This is a genomic window from Streptomyces chromofuscus, assembly GCF_015160875.1.
GTDB classification, from domain to species: domain Bacteria; phylum Actinomycetota; class Actinomycetes; order Streptomycetales; family Streptomycetaceae; genus Streptomyces; species Streptomyces chromofuscus.
The window spans coordinates 3636163-3654049 of record NZ_CP063374.1 but is presented as its reverse complement, the minus strand read 5'-3'; the positions used below and the strand labels follow the sequence as shown (position 1 = coordinate 3654049).

Genomic DNA, 17887 nt, shown 5'->3' with positions numbered 1-17887 from the left:
GGGCCTTCACCCCCCGAGTGCGGTGAAGATCCGACTACGGAAGGACGTTCGTAGTGCCTTGGCAGGACGGGGCTCCCCGTGGGCCGGGCGAAGGGCTACGGCGCCGGGGTCGTCCGCTCGCCCGCGACCGCCGCGCGCTTGATGGCGGCATCGCGCCTGCGCACGTACCAGATGCCGATCAGGCCCAGACCGCCGCCGGCCAGGCAGGTCCACAGCCACCAGGTGTGGCCGTGCTCGTCGTACCAGCCGTAGAAGGGCAGCTGGGCCACGAAGAGGACGAACCAGAGGATCGTGCCACCGGTGACGGTGCCGACCACCGGGCCTTCCAGGGGCTCCGGCGCCTCGTGCTTGGGGGTCCACTTCGCCATGGGCACAGCTTACGAGGCGGTCGCCCGGGGTGGTCGGGCGCGGGGGCGGGCCGGTGCCGGCCCAGGCGTCTACGCGCGGAGATGGCCACTTCGGCCCTCATATGTTCATACTGAAGCCGTTTGCCTTTGACCGGTTCTGTTCGTAGGAAAGACCAAATGCCCACCTCGGCCTCCCCCAAGGCACCCGCGCCCGAGCAGCCGGGCGGCGCGCCCGCGTACGGCGCCCTCGACCGCTACTTCAAGATCTCGGAACGCGGCAGCACCCTCGCCCGTGAGGTCCGAGGCGGCTTCGCGACCTTCTTCGCGATGGCCTACATCATCGTGCTGAACCCGATCATCCTCGGCAGCGCGAAGGACATGTACGGCAACCAGCTCGACAACGGACAGCTGGTCACCGCCACGGCGCTCACCGCGGCGTTCACCACCCTGCTCATGGGCGTGATCGGCAACGTGCCGATCGCGCTGGCCGCCGGCCTGGGCGTCAACTCGGTCGTCGCGCTCCAGCTCGCCCCGCGGATGTCCTGGCCGGACGCGATGGGCATGGTGGTGCTCGCCGGCTTCGTGGTGATGCTGCTGGTCGCCAGCGGTCTGCGCGAGCGCGTGATGAACGCCGTGCCGTACGGCCTGCGCAAGGCCATCGCGATCGGTATCGGCCTGTTCATCATGCTGATTGGTCTCGTCGACGCCGGTTTCGTCTCCCGCATCCCGGACGCCGCCCAGACCACCGTCCCGCTCCAGCTCGGCGTCGCCGGTCACCTCAACGGCTGGCCCGTGCTGGTCTTCGTCCTCGGTGTGCTGCTCACGCTGGCGCTCATCGTGCGCAAGGTGCCCGGCGCGATCCTGATCTCGATCGTGGCCATGACGGTCCTCGCGGTGATCGTCAACGCCGTCGCCACGGTTCCGTCCTGGGGCCTGACGACGCCGAAGTGGCCCGGCAACCCCGTCGCCACCCCCGATTTCGGCCTGGTCGGCCAGGTCAGCCTGTTCGGCGGCTTCGCGAAGGTCGGGGTGCTGACCGGCATCCTGTTCGTCTTCACGGTGCTGCTGTCGTGCTTCTTCGACGCCATGGGCACGATCATGGGCGTCAGCGACGAGGCCAAGCTGACCGACGCCCAGGGGCAGATGCCGGGCATCAACAAGGTCCTGTTCGTCGACGGCATCGCGGTCGCCGCGGGCGGTGCCAGCTCCTCCTCGGCCGCCACCTGCTTCGTGGAGTCCACGGCCGGCGTCGGCGAGGGCGCCCGCACCGGCTTCGCGAACGTCGTCACGGGCGGGCTGTTCGCCCTGGCGCTCTTCCTGACGCCCGTCGCCACCATGGTCCCGTCCCAGGCGGCCACGCCCGCGCTCGTCGCGGTCGGCTTCCTGATCCTGGCCGGTTCGATCCGGGAGATCGACTGGGACGACTACACGATCGCCATCCCGGCCTTCGTGACGATGCTGATGATGCCGTTCACCTACTCGATCACCAACGGCATCGGCATGGGCTTCATCGCCTTCGTGGTGCTGCGCCTGGCCTCGGGCCGCGGCCGGGAGGTCCCGGCGGCGATGTACGCCGTGTCGGCGGTGTTCGCCTTCTACTACCTGATGCCGGCGCTGGGTCTGACCTGAGCCGCGGGGTGCCCTGCCGCCCCGGTCAGGTGACCCCGTAGAACCGCTCCGTCTCCTCGACGGCGGCCTGGAACCGCTCGTCGAAGTCATCGCGCATGAGCGTCCGGACGACATAGTCCTGGACGCTCATGCCGCGTTTCGCGGCCCGGTGCCGCAGGCGTTCGAGCAGGTCACCGTCTATTCGCAGGCTGAGCACACTGGTCCCCATGCACACGAGGGTCGGGTGCGCTCCGGGCCGGCGGGTCACGTTCCGCAGCTGGATCACCCGTATGGGTGAAGCCGGTGGTGCGTGGCGCGTGTCACGTGCTTTCAGGCGTGTCGCGAGTGTTCCTTAGCGAGGGTAATGAGGTAAGCTAAAGAACATGCCGGACCTTACCCATGGCGACGACGCGGCCGCCGTGAACTCCCTGCGATCGGCCGTGATGCGGCTGTCCCGTCGGCTCAAGCACCAGCGGGTCGACGAGTCACTGAGCCCGACCGAGATGTCGGTCCTGGGCACCCTGGCCCGCTGCGGCACCGCCACCCCGGGCGAACTCGCCCGCAAGGAGCACGTGCAGCCGCCGTCGATGACCCGCATCGTCGCGTTGCTGGAGGCCAAGGGGCTGGTCAGGCTGGAGCCGCACCCCGAGGACCGGCGCCAGAAGGTCGTCACCCAGACGGAGCGGGCCGAGGCGATGCTCGAGGAGAGCCGTCGCAAGCGGAACGCGTTCCTGGCCTCGCTGGTCGAGGACCTCGACGAGGACGAGTGGGCGAAACTGCGCGCCGCCGCCCCCGTGCTGGAGAAGCTCGCGCACCTGTGACCGCACCGCTTGAGGAGGCGAACCCTTTTGAGTACGGGACCCGGAGCAGACTCCGCCCCCGCACCGACCGCCCACGACCCCCGGCCCATCCCCGAAACCCCCGCCGGGGACACCCGTAAGTCCTCGATGTTCAGCTCGCTGCGCATCCGCAACTACCGCCTGTTCTTCCTCGGCCAGGTCGTCTCCAACACCGGCACCTGGATGCAGCGCATCGCGCAGGACTGGCTGGTGCTCAGCCTCACCGGTTCCGCCACCGCCGTCGGCGTCACGACGGCGCTGCAGTTCCTGCCGATGCTGCTGTTCGGCCTCTACGGCGGAGTCCTCGTCGACCGCCTCCCCAAGCGCCCCGCGCTCATGGTCACCCAGACGGCGATGGCACTCACGGGCCTGGCCCTCGCCGCCCTGACGCTGACCGGCCATGTGCAGGTCTGGCACGTGTACGTCGCCGCCTTCGCGGTCGGCCTCGCCACGGTCGTCGACAACCCGGCCCGCCAGTCCTTCGTCAGCGAGATGGTCGGCCCCGACCAGCTCCAGAACGCGGTCAGCCTGAACTCCGCGAACTTCCAGTCCGCCCGCATGATCGGCCCCGCCGTCGCCGGCGTCCTGATCACCGGCGTGGGCACCGGCTGGGCGTTCCTCCTCAACGGCCTGTCCTACGTCGCCCCCCTCGTCGGCCTGCTGCTGATGCGCCCGCGCGAACTGCACGCCGTCGAGCGCGCGCCGCGCGGCAAGGGGCAGCTGCGTGAGGGCCTGGCGTACGTCGCCGGGCGCCCGCACCTGGTCTGGCCGATCGTGCTGGTCGGGTTCATAGGGACGTTCGCGTTCAACTTCCCGGTCTACCTCTCCGCCTTCGCGGGGGAGGTCTTCCACGTCGGCGCGGGCACCTACAGCCTGTTCAACACGCTCATGGCGGTCGGCTCGGTGACCGGCGCGCTGCTCGCCGCCCGCCGGGGCACGGCCCGGATGCGGCTGCTGGCAGCGGCGGCGCTGGTCTTCGGGACCGTGGAGATCGTGGCCGCGGTGACCCCGTCGCTGTGGCTGTTCGCCCTGCTGATGATCCCGCTCGGCGTCTTCGGCATGACGGTCAACGTCACCGCCAACACCGGCATCCAGATGGCCACCGACCCGGCGATGCGGGGCCGCGTCATGGCCCTGTACATGATGGTCTTCCTGGGCGGCTCCCCGGTCGGCGCCCCGGTCGTCGGCTGGATCACGGACACCTACGGCGCCCGCGTCGGCCTGGCGACCGGCGGCGCGGTCGCGGCCCTGGCCGCCCTCACCATCGGCCTGATCCTGGCTCGCGCCGGGGGCCTGCGGCTGTCGGTGGGCTGGCACCACGGGCATCCAAGGGTGCGCTTCGTCCCCCGTGAGCGGCAGGAGCAGCTGGCGCCGGCGGCGTGATCCGGCGGGGTCGGCCGCCGGTCAGTCCCGCGGGAACTCGTCGGTCTTGAGGACGAGGCCGACGACGGTGCCGGTCAGGTCGATCTCGTCGCCGAAGGGGAAGGTCACGTGTCCGTGGTACTCGCTGTCCTTCGGCAGGGTGTGCAGGTGCCACTCGCCCTTGTACGGGTCCACGATCAGGTACACCGGCACTTCGGACTCGGCGTAGGCGGTCTTCTTGGCGCCGTAGTCGTTGATCGCGGTGCCCCTGGAGATGACCTCGACGACGAACTCGACATCCTTGTGGTGCCAGCGGCCGTTGTCGTCCTCCTGCGCGCCGTCGGCGACCAGCGTGACGTCGGACGCGAACCCGTTGAGGTGGCCGGGGTAGTCGATGCGCACGTCGGACAGCAGCCGGGTGCGGGGGTACTTGGTCCTCAGCTGGTCGTAGACGGCTGCGATGATCTGCCAGTGAGTGCCGCGCTGCGGTGCCATGCAGATGTTCCCCCCGACGATCTCGGTCCGGTATCCCTCGGGGATGGGCATCTTCTCCAGCCACTCGAACATCGTGTCGAGCGTGAGCTCGTCGCCGCTGTCGTGTGCCATCTCGATCCTGTCTTCGAGGACGGTCATCGTGGCGCTCCTCCCCGGCTGCCGCTCACCCGAGTGCAGCCGCGCGGTACAACGATACGCACGGTGACGGGGACACGCCCGGACGTGTGGACGCGCCCGTGCAGACTGGCCCCATGAGACTCTTCGCCGCCGTACTGCCCCCCGAGGACGTCGCCCACGAGCTGGCCTCGGAAGTGGCCGCGTTGAAGGGGCTGCCCGGCGCCGACGGGCTGCGCTGGACCGGCCGGCCCGGCTGGCACTTCACGCTCGCCTTCTACGGAGAGGTCGACGAGGACCTCGTACCGGAGCTGTCGGCCCGGCTGGAGCGGGCCGCGCGGCGGACGCCGGCGTTCGAGCTGGCCGTGCGGGGCGGGGGCCGGTTCGGGCAGGGGCGGGCCCTGTGGGCCGGGGCGGAGGGCGACCTCGCGACGCTCCGGCTGCTGGCCGAGCGGGCCGAGGCGGCCGCGCGGAAGGCGGGGCTGGAGATGGGGGAGCACCGGCGGTACAAGGCCCATCTGACGCTGGCCCGCAGCCGGGACGCCAGGGACGTGCGGGCGTACGTCGACGCGCTGGCCGGGTTCACGAGCCGCACCTGGACCGTGGACGAGCTGGCACTGGTGCGCAGCAACCTGCCGACGTCCGGGGTGCCGGGCGAACAGCCCCGCTACGAGGCGGTCGCCCGCTGGCCGCTGGGCGGCGCCGGTTAGTCTCGGTACGTGGACCCGAAAACCCGGAACCGGATCATGGCCGGTGCGCTCGTGCTGATGTTCGTCGTCGTGGCCCTGGCCTCGGCCGTCAGGTAGCCGTCGGCGAACGGCATCCCGGGCGCGGGGACCGCGGACCGCCGGACGGTCGAGGGCCGTCCACGGCCGGTCACGCGGTCCCCGCGCCCCTGAGGTCGCCCACCGCACGCTGACGGCGGTGACTACCAGGCGAACGCCTCCGGCGACGGACCGGGACCCGGGAAGATCTCGTCCAGCCCGGCCAGCAGTTCCTGCGACAGTTCCAGCTCGACGGCGCGCAGCGCGGAGTCGAGCTGCTCGACGGTGCGCGGGCCGACGATCGGGCCGGTCACGCCGGGCCGGGTGAGCAGCCAGGCGAGGGCCGCCTCGCCGGGTTCCACCCCGTGTTTGTCGAGCAGGTCCTCGTACGCCTGGATCCGCTTGCGTGCCGCCGGGTCGGCGAGGGTCTCGGCGGCCCGCCCGGAGGCCCGGCGCCGGCCCTCGACCTCCTTCTTGAGCACACCGCCGAGCAGCCCGCCGTGCAGGGGCGACCACGGGATGACGCCGAGGCCGTAGTCCTGCGCGGCCGGGAGGACCTCCATCTCGGCGCGGCGCTCGTAGAGGTTGTACAGGCACTGCTCGCTGACCAGGCCGATGGTGCCGCCGCGGCGGGCGGCGATCTCGTTGGCCTGGGCGATCTTGTACCCGGGGAAGTTGCTGGATCCGACGTACAGGATCTTGCCCTGCTGCACCAGCACGTTGATCGCCTGCCAGATCTCCTCGAACGGGGTCGCCCGGTCGACGTGGTGGAACTGGTAGACGTCGATGTAGTCGGTCTGGAGCCGCTTGAGGCTGGCGTCGACCGCGCGCCGGATGTTCAGCGCGGAGAGCTTGTCGTGGTTGGGCCAGGGAGAGCCGTCCAGGCCCATGTTGCCGTACACCTTGGTGGCGAGGACGACCTTGTCCCGCCGGTCACCGCCCTGGGCGAACCAGTTGCCGATGATGCGTTCGGTGCGGCCCTTGTTCTCGCCCCAGCCGTACACATTGGCGGTGTCCACGAAGTTCAGACCCGCGTCGAGAGCGGCGTCCATGATGCGGTGGCTGGTTGATTCGTCTGTCTGCGGACCGAAGTTCATCGTGCCGAGGACGAGACGGCTGACCTTGAGTCCGGTGCGTCCGAGCTGCGTGTACTTCATGGTCCACAAGCCAACGGCCTGAAGTGGACTCAAGGCAAGCGGGTGGGACGGAGCGGTTCAGTCGCGGGGGAACGTGGCCGTGTCGAGGGTCAGGTCGAGCAGCGTGTGGGTGAGGTCGATCCGCTCGCCGAAATCGAACCGGGACTCGGTGCGGTACTCGCCGCCCTTGGGGTCGGTGAAGACGTGGCAGCGGCCTTGGTAGGGATCGGCGATGAGGTAGACGGGAACCTCGGCCTCGGCGTACGCGGCCTTTTTCGGGCCGTAGTCGTTCATCCCGGTCCCGCGGGAGATGACCTCGGCGACGAACTCGACGTCCTCGTGGCGCCAGCCGCGCTCCGGGTCGCGTTCCGCGTCGTCGCGCAGCTTCATCACGTCGGGGCAGAAGCCGTTCTCGAAGCCGGGGAAGTCGATGCGCACATCGGTCGTCACGTTGATGTCCCTGCCGAACCTGTCCTCCAGTGCATGGATGATCCGGCGGATGATCTGCCAGTGCGCGTCCCGTTGCGGCACCATGTGGACGGCCCCCTCGACGACCTCAGCCTTGATTCCCTCGGGGACCATCCGCTCCAGCAGTGCGAACCACTCGTCCAGACGCTGGGCGTTGTCGTCGGCCATCTCGATCCTGTCGGTCATCACGACGGTCATCGTGGCGCTCCTCCCCGGCTGCCCCACGAACGGGCGCAGCCGCGCGGTACAACGATACGCACGGGCTCCCGTGACGGGGAGAAAGCGACTGTGCCGGTCGCACCGCCGCCGACCCTCGCGCGGCTCAGCCCTCGTAGTCCCCGCCCAGCCCCCACCCCTGGTACATCGCCGCCGCGAACGCACCCGCGATCTTGTGCTCGCCGCTCGCGTTCGGGTGGGTGCCGTCGTAGGTGTCCGAGTGGATGTCGTACGACGCGGGCGGCGGCGCCGGCAGCAGCGACGAGCGCGGTTCGTCCAGGTCGGCGACGGCCTTCGCGAGGAGGTCGTTGAAGGCGGCCACCTGCTCGGCGAAGGGCGCGTCGGAGGCGCAGCGCACGTTGGGTATCACCGGGAGCACGACCATGCGGATGCGCGGGTTGGCCTCCCGCGCGCCCGCGACGAAGGCGTGGACGTTCTCCGCCGTCTGCTCGGCGTTCGTGTAGAAGCCCAGGTCGATGAGGCCGAGGGAGACCAGCAGGACGTCCGCACGGCAGTCGCGTACCGCGTCGCGGATCAGCGGTGCCATGTGCAGCCAGCCCTCGCCCCACCCGGCCAGGTGGGCGCGCGGGAAGTCCGGTTCGGCGTAGGCGTACGACACCGGTTCCTGGGCCGCCTTGTCGTAGAGCGTCTCGCGCGGGCCGACGAGCGTGAAGGGGCCGCCGTACGTGTCGCACAGGTGCCGCCACATCCGGTAACGCCATGTGTGTTCGCCCGCGCTGCCGATGGTCATGGAGTCGCCTACGGGCATGAACCTGAGCATCCGCTCATGATGGACGATCAGCGGGAAGGGTGGGGTGTGAGGCCCACCACCCCCGGTGAAAAGCCGTGCGGGATGGCAGTCTTGGGGCATGCGCCGATCCCTCGCCCTCCTCACCGCTGCCCTTCTCACGGGCGCGGTCGCCGTGCCGACCGCCTCCGCCGCCGACGGGGACGAGGGCTTCACGATCAAGGACCCGCGGATCACCGAGTCCAGCGGCCTGGCCGCCTCCCGCCGGCACCCCGGCGTCTACTGGACCCACAACGACAGCGACGACGGGGCCTACCTGTACGCCGTGGACAGCGCGACCGGAGAGACCGTCGCCACCCTCACCCTGACCGGCGTCGGCCGCCCCCGCGACGTGGAGGCCGTCTCCATCGGGCCCGGCGACCAGATCTACGTGGGCGACATCGGCGACAACCTGGGCGGAAGCTGGGACCACGTGTGGATCTACCAGTTGCCCGAGCCGAAGGAGCTGACGGACCGGACCGTCCGGGCCACGCAGTACGTCGTCCGGTACGCCGACGGCCCGCGGGACGCCGAGTCGCTCGTCGTGCACCCGAGGACGGGGCGGGTGTACCTCATCGACAAGAACGAGGCGGGCGGGCACCTGTACGAGGGCCCGGAGCGGTTGTCCGCCTCCGGCACGAACGTCTTCGAGCCCATCGCCCCCGTCGCCGACCTGGAGGCCACCGACGCGGCGTTCTCGCCGGACGGCGAGCGGCTCGTCGTGCGCAGTTACTTCGGCTCGCTCGCGTACGACTGGAACGACGGCCGGATCAAGCGCACCGGGCGGCTCGGCGTGCCGTCCCTGGGGCAGGGCGAGTCGGTGACGTACACCGCCGACGGCACGAAGGTCATGTTCGGCAACGAGGGCGCCGACAGCACGGTGGAGCCCATGGACGCCCCCGGCGCGTCCGACACCGCGACCAAGTCCCCCGCGCCGGACAGGACGTCACCCGAGAAGGACGGCAGCGACTCCTTCTCCCTGAGCACCGGCGCCATGGCGGTCCTCGCCGCCGGTGCCCTCCTGCTCGGCCTGCGCCGCCTGCGCCGCCGGGGCTGAACGGCCGACTCCCGCCGCCGGCCCACCGGCGTCTCCGGGCGTTGAGGGAAGCCGAGTCGGTGGCCGTACCACGGGAAGAGGCCCGGAGCGGTGCTCCGGGCCCCTTCCTCGCGCGGGTCGGTTACAGCTGCTCGATCACGTAGTCGACGCACTTCGTCAGTGCCTCGACGTCCGCCGGGTCGATCGCCGGGAACGTCGCGACGCGGAGCTGGTTGCGGCCGAGCTTGCGGTACGGCTCGGTGTCGACGACGCCGTTGGCGCGCAGCACCTTGGCGACGGCCGCCGCGTCCACCTCGTCGGTGAAGTCGATGGTGCCGATGACCTGCGAGCGCTTGGCCGGGTCGGCGACGAACGGGTTGGCGTACTTGATGTCCTCGGCCCAGCCGTACAGGGTCCGCGCGGAGGTCGCCGTGCGCCGCACCGCCCAGTCGAGACCGCCCTGGCCGTTGATCCACTCCAGCTGGTCGTTCAGCAGGAAGAGGGTGGCGAGCGCCGGGGTGTTGTACGTCTGGTTCTTGCGGGAGTTGTCGATCGCCGTCGGCAGGCTGAAGAACTCCGGCACGTGCCGCCCGGACGCGTGGACGCGCTCGGCGCGCTCGATCGCGGCGGGGGAGAAGACGCCGATCCACAGGCCGCCGTCGGAGGCGAAGGACTTCTGCGGGGCGAAGTAGTAGACGTCCGTCTCGGCGATGTCGACGGGCAGACCGCCGGCGCCGCTGGTGGCGTCCACCAGGACCAGCGCGCCCTCGTCGGCGCCGGCCACCCGCTTGATCGGCATGGCGACGCCGGTGGAGGTCTCGTTGTGGGTGAACGCGTAGACGTCCACACCCGCCGTGGCCTGCGGCTCGGGGTGCGTGCCGGGGTCGGCGGAGATGACGTCGGGCTCGGCCAGCCAGGGGGCCAGCTTGGCGGCCTTGGCGAACTTGGAGCTGAACTCGCCGAACGCCAGGTGCTGCGACTTGTTCTCGATCAGGCCGTGCGTCGCGATGTCCCAGAACGCGGTGGAGCCGCCGTTGCCGAGGATCACCTCGTAGCCGTCGGGGAGCTGGAACAGCTCACGGATGCCCTCGCGCACCTTCCCGACCAGGTTCTTGACCGGGGCCTGACGGTGGGAGGTGCCCATGAGGGACGTGCCGGTCGCGGCGAGGGCGTCCAGCGCCTCCGTCCGCACCTTGGAGGGACCCGCGCCGAAACGTCCGTCCGCGGGCTTGATGTCAGAGGGAATCCGGATCTCAGCCACGACCGGAGCCTAGCGGTTCGAAGAAACCGGGGCGAAACGTCGTCCGGCGGCTGAGACGAGCGGGACGGCGGGTGGACGCCGTGCGGGTGGGACGGCCGCGGACCGTCCGTCCCGCCGCCCACCCGCCGTCCCCCGGACGACCGTCCCGCGGGTCAGCTCCCGAGCCGAACCGGCAGTTCGTACAGGTCGTTCTGGGTGACCACCGGCTTGTTGCGCAGTTCGCCCGCCGGGACCGCGAGGTCCAACTCGGGGAAACGCGCGTACAGGGCGGGCAGGGCCACGCCCGCCTCCAGGCGGGAGAGGGCCGCCCCGGGGCACACGTGCGGGCCGTGACCGAAGGAGATGTGCCGGTTGGCGGTCTCCCGGGTGATGTCGAAGGCGCCGGCCGTCGGCCCGTGGGCCTCCTCGTCGCGGCCGATCGCGGCGTACGACACGATCAGCGCGTCGCCCGCTGGGAGGATCCGGTCCCCGACCGGTACGTCCTCGGTGGCGAACCGGATCAGCACGTGCGAGGTGGGGGTGGACCAGCGCAGGGTCTCCTCGACCACCGCCGACCAGTCCGCCTTGCCGGAGAGCACCAGCTCCCGCTGCTCGGGGTGCGTGGAGAGGTTGACCACCGCGTTGACGATGAGCGAGATCGTCGTCTCGTGACCGGCCGCGACCATCAGCTGGAGCGTGGAGACGATCTCCTCGTCGGTGAGGCGGTCGCCGTTCTCGGACGCCTGGATCAGCGCCGAGGTCAGGTCGTCGCCGGGCGTCTCGCGCTTGCGCGCGACCGTTTCCGCCATGATCCCGGCCAGCTCGGTGAGGGTCGCGACGACCTCCTGGGGCGGGGTCTGCGTGGAGAAGAACTTCTCGAACAGCTCCTTCAGCCGCGGCAGTCGCTCCTCCGCCAGCCCCATCAGGTCGGCGATCACGTACATCGGCAGGGGATACGCGAACACCGCCTTGAGATCGACGGTGTCCCCGGAGTGTTCGGCCAGCCGGTCCAGCAGACCCTCCGTCAGGTCCGTGATCCGCCCGCGCATTTGCTCCACCCGGCGGGGCGTGAGCGCCTGCGCGACCAGCGAGCGCAGCCGCCGGTGGTCCGCGCCGTCCACGGTGAGCATGGAACGGCCCGGGTTGGCCAGGCCGATCAGCGGCCAGTCGGGGGCGATCTCGCCGCGCTGCCAGGCGCCCCAGACGTTGATGTCCTTCACCAGCCGGGGATCGGTGAGCAGCTTCTTCGCCTCCGCGTGACGGGTGACCGCCCATACGGGTACGTCGCCGGGCAGCATCACGGGCGCGAGGGGCCCGGCGGCCCGCAACGCGGCGCTCTCCGCATCCAGGTCGGAGACGAAGGGGTCGAGGTGGATTCTGGCCGGTTCGGCGCCGGCCGGGGCCTTCGGGGCCTCGGCGGACGGCGGGGAATCGGGGGACGTCGGGGAATCCGTACCAGCGGTCATGCGAGTGTGCCTCCAAGGGCGGGCGTGGGAGTGAACGTGACCGGGAGTTCGGACAGTCCGCGCAGCCACGGCGACGGGCGGCGGGTCAGGGAGGCGGCCGGCACCGCGAGGTCGATGTCCGGCAGCCGGTCCAGGACGACCTCGATGCCGGTCCGGGCGATCACCTCGGCGATCTCCTGCGCCGGGAACGGGCAGCGGTGCTCCCCGTGGCCGAAGGAGAAGTGCGCGCTGTTGCCGCCCGTCAGCGCCGAGCCGTCGGTGCGTACCTGCGGATCGGAGTTGGCGGCCTGGAGGCCGAGGAGCAGCATGTCGCCCGCGCGGATGCGTCGCCCGCCGAGCTGGGTGTCGCGGGAGGCCCAGCGCCCGGCCACGTTCTGCGTGGGGGTGTCCTCCCACAGCACCTCGTTCATCGCCTCGGCGACGCTGTTGCGGCCCCCGAACAGGGAGGCCGCGAACCGGCCGTCGGTCAGCATCAGACGCAGCGAGTTGCCGATCCAGTCGGCGGTCGGCTGGTGTCCCGCCGCCATCATCACCATGAGGTCCTGGACGACCTCCTGCTCGGTGAAGCCGGAGGTGTCGGCGAGCATCCGGGACACGACGTCCTCGGCGGGCGCCTCCCTGCGGCCGGCCACCAGCGCCGTCATCGACGTGAACAGGTGGGTCTGGCCCGCCAGGGCCCGCTCCCGGCCGTCGATCATGTCGTTGAGGGCGGTGACCAGCGCGGGGCCCTCCTCGTCGGAGAAGCCGTAGAGCCGGGCCAGGACGCGCACCGGCAGCAGCATCGCGAACTCCGCGACGAGGTCCGCGCTGCCCTTGGAGCAGAGGCCGTCGATCAGCTCGTCGGCGAACCTCTCGGTGTAGCCGCGCAGTTCGAACGGGTCCACCGCCTCCAGGGCGGCGGTCAGCATCCCGGCCCGCAGGCGGTGCCGCTCGCCGACGGTGTAGAGGATCGACGGCTGCCTCCGGCCGATCATGGGCAGCAGCGGCCAGTCCTCGGGGATGTTCTCCCACTGGTTCCACAGCTCCGAGTCGCGGCTGAACAGCACCGCGTCCCCGGTGATCTGGTGCAGCTCGCGGTAGCCGAGCACCAGCCAGGCCGGTACGTCGCCGTCCAGCAGTACCGGGACCACGCTGCCGTGCTCGCGGCGCATCTCCCGGTACACCCGGGCCGGGTCCTCCTGGAGCAGGGACCCGCTGAGCGGAACGGGATCGGGGAGGGCGGCGGGGCTCACACCAGCTCCTGACGGGGGGCTCGGGAGGGGTCTGCGTACAGGGCCTGGATGTGCTCCACCAGCGTGATCAGGACCAGCTTGCTCGACTCCCGGGACCGCGCGTCGCAGGTGACCAGCGGCACGTGCGGATCGAGGTCGAGGGCCTCGCGGATCTGCTGGGTGGTGAAGGCCGGGCCGCCGAAGTCGTTGCAGGCAACGATGAACGGGGTGCCGCGCTTCTCCAGCCGGTCGATGGCGTACCAGGAGTCGTCGATGCGCCGGGTGTCGACCAGGACGACCGCGCCGAGCGTCCCGGAGAACAGCCGGTCCCACAGGAACCAGAAGCGCTGCTGGCCGGGCGCGCCGAACAGGTACAGCACGTTGCGCCGGTCCAGCGTGATGCGGCCGAAGTCGAAGGCCACGGTGGTCGCGGTCTTGCCGTTCACACCGCGCAGGTCGTCGACGGTCTCGCCGGCCTGGGTCATCGTCTCCTCGGTGTTGAGGGGACGTATCTCGCTCACCGAGCGGACCATCGTCGTCTTGCCGGCGCCGAAGCCGCCCACGACCACGATCTTGAGGCCGTTGTCGGCCGACGCGCTCAGCGGTGTGCGCGTCTCAGAGGTTGCGGAGTCCAACGAGCACCTGCTCCAGGATGTCGGGGTCGGGAACGGCGGCCTGGCGGGGGTGGCGGGCGGAGACCCGGCCCGCCGCGAGGAGGTCGGAGAGCAGGATGCGGGTGATGCTCACCGGCAGTTTCAGCTCCGCCGCGATCTCCACGACCGCCGTGGGGCGTTCGGTCATGCGCAGGATCGCGGCGTGCTCGGACTGCATGCCGGGCACGGGATCGCACTCGGCGACGACCAGGGTCACCAGGTCGAAGGGGTTGTCGGGACCGGACCGGCTGCGCCCTTGGGTGAGCGTGTAGAGCCGGTCCGGTGCGTCGTCCCTGCCGGGCCTGCTCATGACGTGCGCGGCGGGGCGGTCAGGTGCTCGCCGAGCTGCTCCACCAGCTCGCTCATGTTGTGCCCGACGAGCCCGGCGTCCGCGTCCTCGGTGGTGACGACGGCCAGATGGGCTCCCTCGCCGGCCTCCACGATGAACAGGACCCCGCCGTAGAACTCGGTCATCGCCGAGCGGACGCCCCCGCTGCCGTCGCCGAACTCGACCGAGGCGCCGTGGGACAGCGACTGGATGCCGGCCGCGATGGCGGCGAGCTGGTCGGCCTGGTCGGTGGTGAGCTCCGGGGTTCGGCACAGCTTCAGGCCGTCACGGGACAGCACGAGCGCGTGCCGTGCGCCCGGCGTGCGCTCCAGCAGGCCCTCTATGAGCCAGGTGAGCTTGTCGTCGGCGGTCGTCGTGCCGGTCATGAGGTCGTGTCGCCTTCCGGGGTCGGGGGTGTTGCGGGGGATACAGGGCAAGCGGGAGCCGACGCGGTGGGCGAGGGCGGTTCGTCCGGGGCCGACGACGTGGGGCAGGCCGGGACGTCCGGGGCGGCCGCGCGCACGGCCTTGCGGAAGCTGCTGAAGCGGGCCGTGCGGGCTTTCGTCTCGTGCGCGGTCGGGGCCGGCCGCGCGACGGGCGCCGGGCTGCCGGACCGGGCGCTCTCGGCCTCGGCGAGCGTGTGGCCACGGCGGCGGCGGGGGAGCGTGAGCGCGGGCGCGTCGGTGTCGCGGTCCGCGGACTCGTGCGTGGGCACCGGGTCGGGGTCGAGGTCGGAACCGGCGCGGGCCGCCGCGTACGAGGGGGTGGCGGCCGCTCCCCGGGTGAGTGCGTCCGTCGTCTCCCGCTCCGCCGGCCGGTCCTCGGCGGCACGGCCGTCCCGGCGGCGGGGGAGGTGCGGGACCGACGACGGGTCGGCCGCCGTGTCCGGCTCGGGGGCGTGCGCGGAGGGGGCCGCGGACGGGGTCCCGGTGAGTGCGGCCGGTGTGGCGGGGACGGCCGGAGTGGTGGCGGCGCGGGCGGCGTCTTCGGTGGTGTGCGTGCCCGGCGCGGAGGTGCCGCGGGCGGCGGGCGCCGGGCCGCCGGTGGCCCGCGCGGCGCCGGCGGTCGACGCCTTGGACGCCTCCGGCGGTACGAGGATGTCCTGCGGTACGAGCATCAGCACGCCCGTGCCGCCGCGGGCCGAGGGACGGTAGGAGACCTTGAGGCCGTACCGCCGGGCCAGCCGGCCGACCACGGCGAGTCCGAGCCGGGTGCCGGTCAGGCCCCCGAGTTCGGCGGACTCGCCCGAGACCGCGCGCTCGGCGCGGCGCAGCTGGGCCTCGCCCATGACGAGCCCGCTGTCCTCGACGGACACGATGACGCCGGCCGGCACCTCCTCCACGTAGACGTGGACCTCGGCGGTCGGCGGCGAGAAGTTCGCCGCGTTGTCGAGGAGTTCGGCGAGCGCGTGCATCACGCCCTCGGCGGCGTGCCCGGCGACGGCGGCGTCGCTCGCGGAGTGGACACGCACACGCCGGTATCCGTTGATCCGGCCCATGGCGCCGCGCAGGATCGACTCCATGCCGATGGGCCGCGCCCAACGGCGGCCGGAGCGGGCCCCGGTGAGGACGGCGACGGAGTCGGCGAGCCGGCCGGCCTGGGCGGTGCGGTGGTCGAGGTGGAGCAGGTCGGCAAGGACCTCCTCGTCGCTGTGCTTCTCCTCCATCGCGCGCAGGTCCGCGAGCATGCCGGTGGCCAGGGCCTGCAGCCGTCCGGCCGCGTTGGCGGTCGCGGACAGCGCGGCGGTGCGGGCCGCGTTGGCCTCGCGCAGCCGGGCGCCCAGCCGGGCGAGGTCCGCGGCGAGCCGGTCACGGTCCTCCACCAGGCGTGCCCGCTCCCGCTCATGCCGGTCGCGTCGCTCGGCGTGCTCCTCGGACAGCCGCTCCACGCGCGCGGTGTGTTCCTCGGTGAGCCGGTTCACCTCGGCGGTGTGTTCCTCGGTGAGCCGGTTCACCTCGGCGGCGTGCCCGTCCGTGAGCCGGTTCCGCTCCTCGGCGTGCTCCTGCGCCAGCCGGGCGAGGTCGGTGGCGTGCTGTTCGGTGAGACGTTCGCGCTCCGCCGTCAGTGTCTCGGTGAGGCGGGTCCGTTCCTGGTCCACGTCGGCCGTCAGGCGGGCGCGTTCCCGGGTGAGTTCCTTCGTCAGCCCCTCGTGCTGCCGGCGGGACTCCTCCGCCAGACGGGCCCGTTCCTGGAGCAGCCGGCCCAGGTCCTGGGTGACGGTGTCCAGCCGTCCGCGGGTCGCGCGCGCGGAGAGGACGGCGTGCGACGCCACCGTGACGGCCGCGCACAGCAGCAGGCCGGCGAGCGCCCCGGCCACCGTGAGAGCGGTGCGGGCGGAGTCCGGTGCGAGGAGCACGGCGGCGGTGACGCCGAGCGCGGAGAGGGCGGCCGTGATCAGCGGGGCGGGCAGCAGGCTACGGGGGGTGGGGCGGTCGCCGGGGAGCAGGCGAGAGGTCATCAGTCAGGGTCCTCGGTCGGGTCCGCGGGCGTACACCGTCGTCTGCGCGGTCCCCAGGCGGTCGATGGGGTCGTCGAGCTTCCGTTCGCGTGTCATTCCTTGAACCAGAGCCGACAATGGCGCGCAACCTTCGGTCACTATAGGGGAGTTCGTGATCGACATGGAAAGGTTCCGTTTTCGTTCCCTGGACCTTGGGCGATCTTTGCCCGCCGCTCCGTCGAATTTCCCGTCCCGTTCGGCATCGGTCAGGATCGTAAAGAGTTCACACACCTGACGAAGTCCATTACTGTGGACCTGGTAGTTCATCAAGCTGAACGCGAGCGCACCGTATCGAGCCGATCCCCTTGGAAGGCCCATGAGCACCCCCGGCACTCCCGGCACTCCCGGTACTCCCGCCGCCACCGTCGGCGCGGCACCGCCCCTCGTCGCCCCCGTGCCCGCTCGCGGGCCCTTCGCCGGATGGCGGCGAGGCGGTTCGCTGGGGCCGGTGGGACTGGTGCTGGCCGGGGGGATATCGGTGCAGTTCGGCGGGGCCCTGGCGGTGAGCCTGATGCCGCGCGCCGGTGCGCTCGGCGTCGTGACACTGCGGTTGCTGGTCGCCGCGATCGTGCTGCTCGTGGTCTGCCGGCCCCGGCTGCGCGGCCACTCCCGCGCCGACTGGGGCACGGTCGTCGCCTTCGGCGTCACCATGGGCGCGATGAACGGCCTCTTCTACCAGGCGGTCGCCCGCATCCCCCTCGGCCCGGCGGTCACCCTCGAGGTCCTGGGCCCACTGGCCCTGTCCGTGCTGGCCTCACGCCGGGTGATCAACCTCCTCTGGGCGGCGCTCGCCCTGGCCGGCGTCTTCCTGCTCGGCGGCGGAAGCTTCGACAGTCTCGACCCGCTCGGCGTGGCCTTCGCCCTCGGCGCGGGCGCGATGTGGGCGGCGTACATCGTCTTCAGCGCCCGCACGGGCCGCCGCTTCCCGCAGGCCGACGGGCTGGCCCTGGCGATGGCGGTGGCGGCCGTGCTGTTCCTCCCGCTGGGCCTGGCGGAGTCCGGCGCGAAGCTGGCCGACCCGGTCACCCTGGCGCTCGGCGCGGCGGTGGCGATCCTCTCCTCGGTGCTCCCCTACACCCTCGAACTCCTCGCCCTGCGGCGCCTGCCCGCGTCCACCTTCGCCATCCTGATGAGCCTCGAACCGGCCCTCGCCGCGGCGGCCGGTTTCCTGATCCTGGACCAGGCCCTGTCCACCGCCCAGGCCCTCGCGATCGCCCTGGTCATCGCGGCGAGCATGGGCGCGGTACGAACGCAGGTGGGCCGCCGCAGGACACCGGTCACGGCAACGCCTTCGTGAAGTTCGACGCCGCGCCGTGGGGC

19 protein-coding genes are annotated in these 17887 nt (G+C 71.6%); 6 read left to right on the top strand and 13 right to left on the bottom strand.

Features of this window, described 5'->3' with window-relative positions; genetic code table 11:
- Positions 1 to 95: 95 nt before the first annotated feature.
- The gene (locus IPT68_RS16345) at positions 96 to 368 is read right to left on the bottom strand and encodes a DUF2530 domain-containing protein (protein ID WP_189700273.1); all 273 of its coding nucleotides are present in this window, start codon (positions 366 to 368) and stop codon (positions 96 to 98) included.
- Between the two features lie 156 nt (positions 369 to 524).
- On the opposite strand from IPT68_RS16345, the gene IPT68_RS16340 reads away from it, so the two are divergent.
- Positions 525 to 1976 (top strand): NCS2 family permease, encoded by a 1452-nt coding sequence (locus IPT68_RS16340; protein ID WP_189700272.1) that lies wholly within the window; start codon positions 525 to 527, stop codon positions 1974 to 1976.
- Between the two features lie 25 nt (positions 1977 to 2001).
- On the opposite strand, the gene IPT68_RS16335 is transcribed toward IPT68_RS16340, so the two are convergent.
- Complete coding sequence (locus IPT68_RS16335) at positions 2002 to 2184, bottom strand: ribbon-helix-helix protein, CopG family (protein WP_189700271.1); 183 nt, start codon at positions 2182 to 2184, stop codon at positions 2002 to 2004.
- Positions 2185 to 2338: 154 nt separating this feature from the next.
- Between IPT68_RS16335 and IPT68_RS16330 the strand changes: the two genes are divergently transcribed.
- Together IPT68_RS16330 and IPT68_RS16325 are read left to right on the top strand one after the other, a co-directional pair.
- Positions 2339 to 2776 (top strand): MarR family winged helix-turn-helix transcriptional regulator, encoded by a 438-nt coding sequence (locus IPT68_RS16330; protein ID WP_129803609.1) that lies wholly within the window; start codon positions 2339 to 2341, stop codon positions 2774 to 2776.
- A 27-nt stretch (positions 2777 to 2803) separates the two neighbouring features.
- Complete coding sequence (locus tag IPT68_RS16325) at positions 2804 to 4177, top strand: MFS transporter (protein WP_189700270.1); 1374 nt, start codon at positions 2804 to 2806, stop codon at positions 4175 to 4177.
- A gap of 21 nt (positions 4178 to 4198) precedes the next feature.
- On the opposite strand, the gene IPT68_RS16320 is transcribed toward IPT68_RS16325, so the two are convergent.
- Complete coding sequence (locus IPT68_RS16320) at positions 4199 to 4789, bottom strand: Uma2 family endonuclease (protein ID WP_189700269.1); 591 nt, start codon at positions 4787 to 4789, stop codon at positions 4199 to 4201.
- A 113-nt stretch (positions 4790 to 4902) separates the two neighbouring features.
- On the opposite strand from IPT68_RS16320, the gene thpR reads away from it, so the two are divergent.
- Positions 4903 to 5475, top strand: a complete 573-nt coding sequence (gene thpR, locus IPT68_RS16315; RefSeq protein WP_189700268.1) for an RNA 2',3'-cyclic phosphodiesterase — start codon at positions 4903 to 4905, stop codon at positions 5473 to 5475.
- Between the two features lie 218 nt (positions 5476 to 5693).
- Here thpR and IPT68_RS16310 read toward each other — a convergent pair whose 3' ends face one another.
- The 3 genes from IPT68_RS16310 to IPT68_RS16300 all read right to left on the bottom strand — a co-directional run bounded on the left by IPT68_RS16310 (position 5694) and on the right by IPT68_RS16300 (position 8130).
- Positions 5694 to 6686: an aldo/keto reductase gene (locus tag IPT68_RS16310; RefSeq protein WP_189700267.1), complete on the bottom strand. Its 993-nt coding sequence runs from the start codon at positions 6684 to 6686 to the stop codon at positions 5694 to 5696.
- A 57-nt stretch (positions 6687 to 6743) separates the two neighbouring features.
- Positions 6744 to 7331, bottom strand: a complete 588-nt coding sequence (locus IPT68_RS16305) for a Uma2 family endonuclease (RefSeq protein WP_189700266.1) — start codon at positions 7329 to 7331, stop codon at positions 6744 to 6746.
- A gap of 124 nt (positions 7332 to 7455) precedes the next feature.
- Positions 7456 to 8130, bottom strand: coding sequence for a GDSL-type esterase/lipase family protein (locus IPT68_RS16300; RefSeq protein WP_189700265.1), 675 nt, complete (start codon positions 8128 to 8130; stop codon positions 7456 to 7458).
- Between the two features lie 88 nt (positions 8131 to 8218).
- Between IPT68_RS16300 and IPT68_RS16295 the strand changes: the two genes are divergently transcribed.
- The gene (locus IPT68_RS16295; RefSeq protein ID WP_189700264.1) at positions 8219 to 9193 is read left to right on the top strand and encodes a WD40 repeat domain-containing protein; all 975 of its coding nucleotides are present in this window, start codon (positions 8219 to 8221) and stop codon (positions 9191 to 9193) included.
- Positions 9194 to 9314: 121 nt separating this feature from the next.
- Here IPT68_RS16295 and serC read toward each other — a convergent pair whose 3' ends face one another.
- The 7 genes from serC to IPT68_RS16260 form a co-directional block, all read right to left on the bottom strand.
- Entirely contained in the window at positions 9315 to 10433 is a 1119-nt protein-coding gene (gene serC, locus IPT68_RS16290) for a phosphoserine transaminase (RefSeq protein WP_189700263.1), read from the bottom strand.
- A 152-nt stretch (positions 10434 to 10585) separates the two neighbouring features.
- Complete coding sequence (locus tag IPT68_RS16285; RefSeq protein WP_228040495.1) at positions 10586 to 11878, bottom strand: cytochrome P450 family protein; 1293 nt, start codon at positions 11876 to 11878, stop codon at positions 10586 to 10588.
- Positions 11875 to 13110 (bottom strand): cytochrome P450, encoded by a 1236-nt coding sequence (locus IPT68_RS16280; RefSeq protein ID WP_189700262.1) that lies wholly within the window; start codon positions 13108 to 13110, stop codon positions 11875 to 11877. The genes IPT68_RS16285 and IPT68_RS16280 overlap by 4 nt, the downstream gene beginning before the upstream one ends.
- Complete coding sequence (locus IPT68_RS16275) at positions 13107 to 13724, bottom strand: GTP-binding protein (protein WP_189700261.1); 618 nt, start codon at positions 13722 to 13724, stop codon at positions 13107 to 13109. Before IPT68_RS16275 ends, IPT68_RS16280 begins: the two co-directional genes overlap by 4 nt.
- Positions 13705 to 14052, bottom strand: a complete 348-nt coding sequence (locus IPT68_RS16270; RefSeq protein WP_189700260.1) for a DUF742 domain-containing protein — start codon at positions 14050 to 14052, stop codon at positions 13705 to 13707. Before IPT68_RS16270 ends, IPT68_RS16275 begins: the two co-directional genes overlap by 20 nt.
- On the bottom strand, positions 14049 to 14456 hold the full coding sequence (locus tag IPT68_RS16265; protein WP_189700259.1) for a roadblock/LC7 domain-containing protein: 408 nt from the start codon (positions 14454 to 14456) through the stop codon (positions 14049 to 14051). Before IPT68_RS16265 ends, IPT68_RS16270 begins: the two co-directional genes overlap by 4 nt.
- Positions 14453 to 16528, bottom strand: a complete 2076-nt coding sequence (locus IPT68_RS16260; protein WP_189700258.1) for an ATP-binding protein — start codon at positions 16526 to 16528, stop codon at positions 14453 to 14455. The genes IPT68_RS16265 and IPT68_RS16260 overlap by 4 nt, the downstream gene beginning before the upstream one ends.
- A 355-nt stretch (positions 16529 to 16883) precedes the next feature.
- Here IPT68_RS16260 and IPT68_RS16255 point away from each other — a divergent pair, with 355 nt between their 5' ends.
- A complete protein-coding gene (locus tag IPT68_RS16255; protein WP_189700257.1) occupies positions 16884 to 17864 on the top strand; it encodes an EamA family transporter in 981 nt (326 codons plus the stop codon).
- The last annotated feature ends 23 nt before the right edge of the window (positions 17865 to 17887 follow it).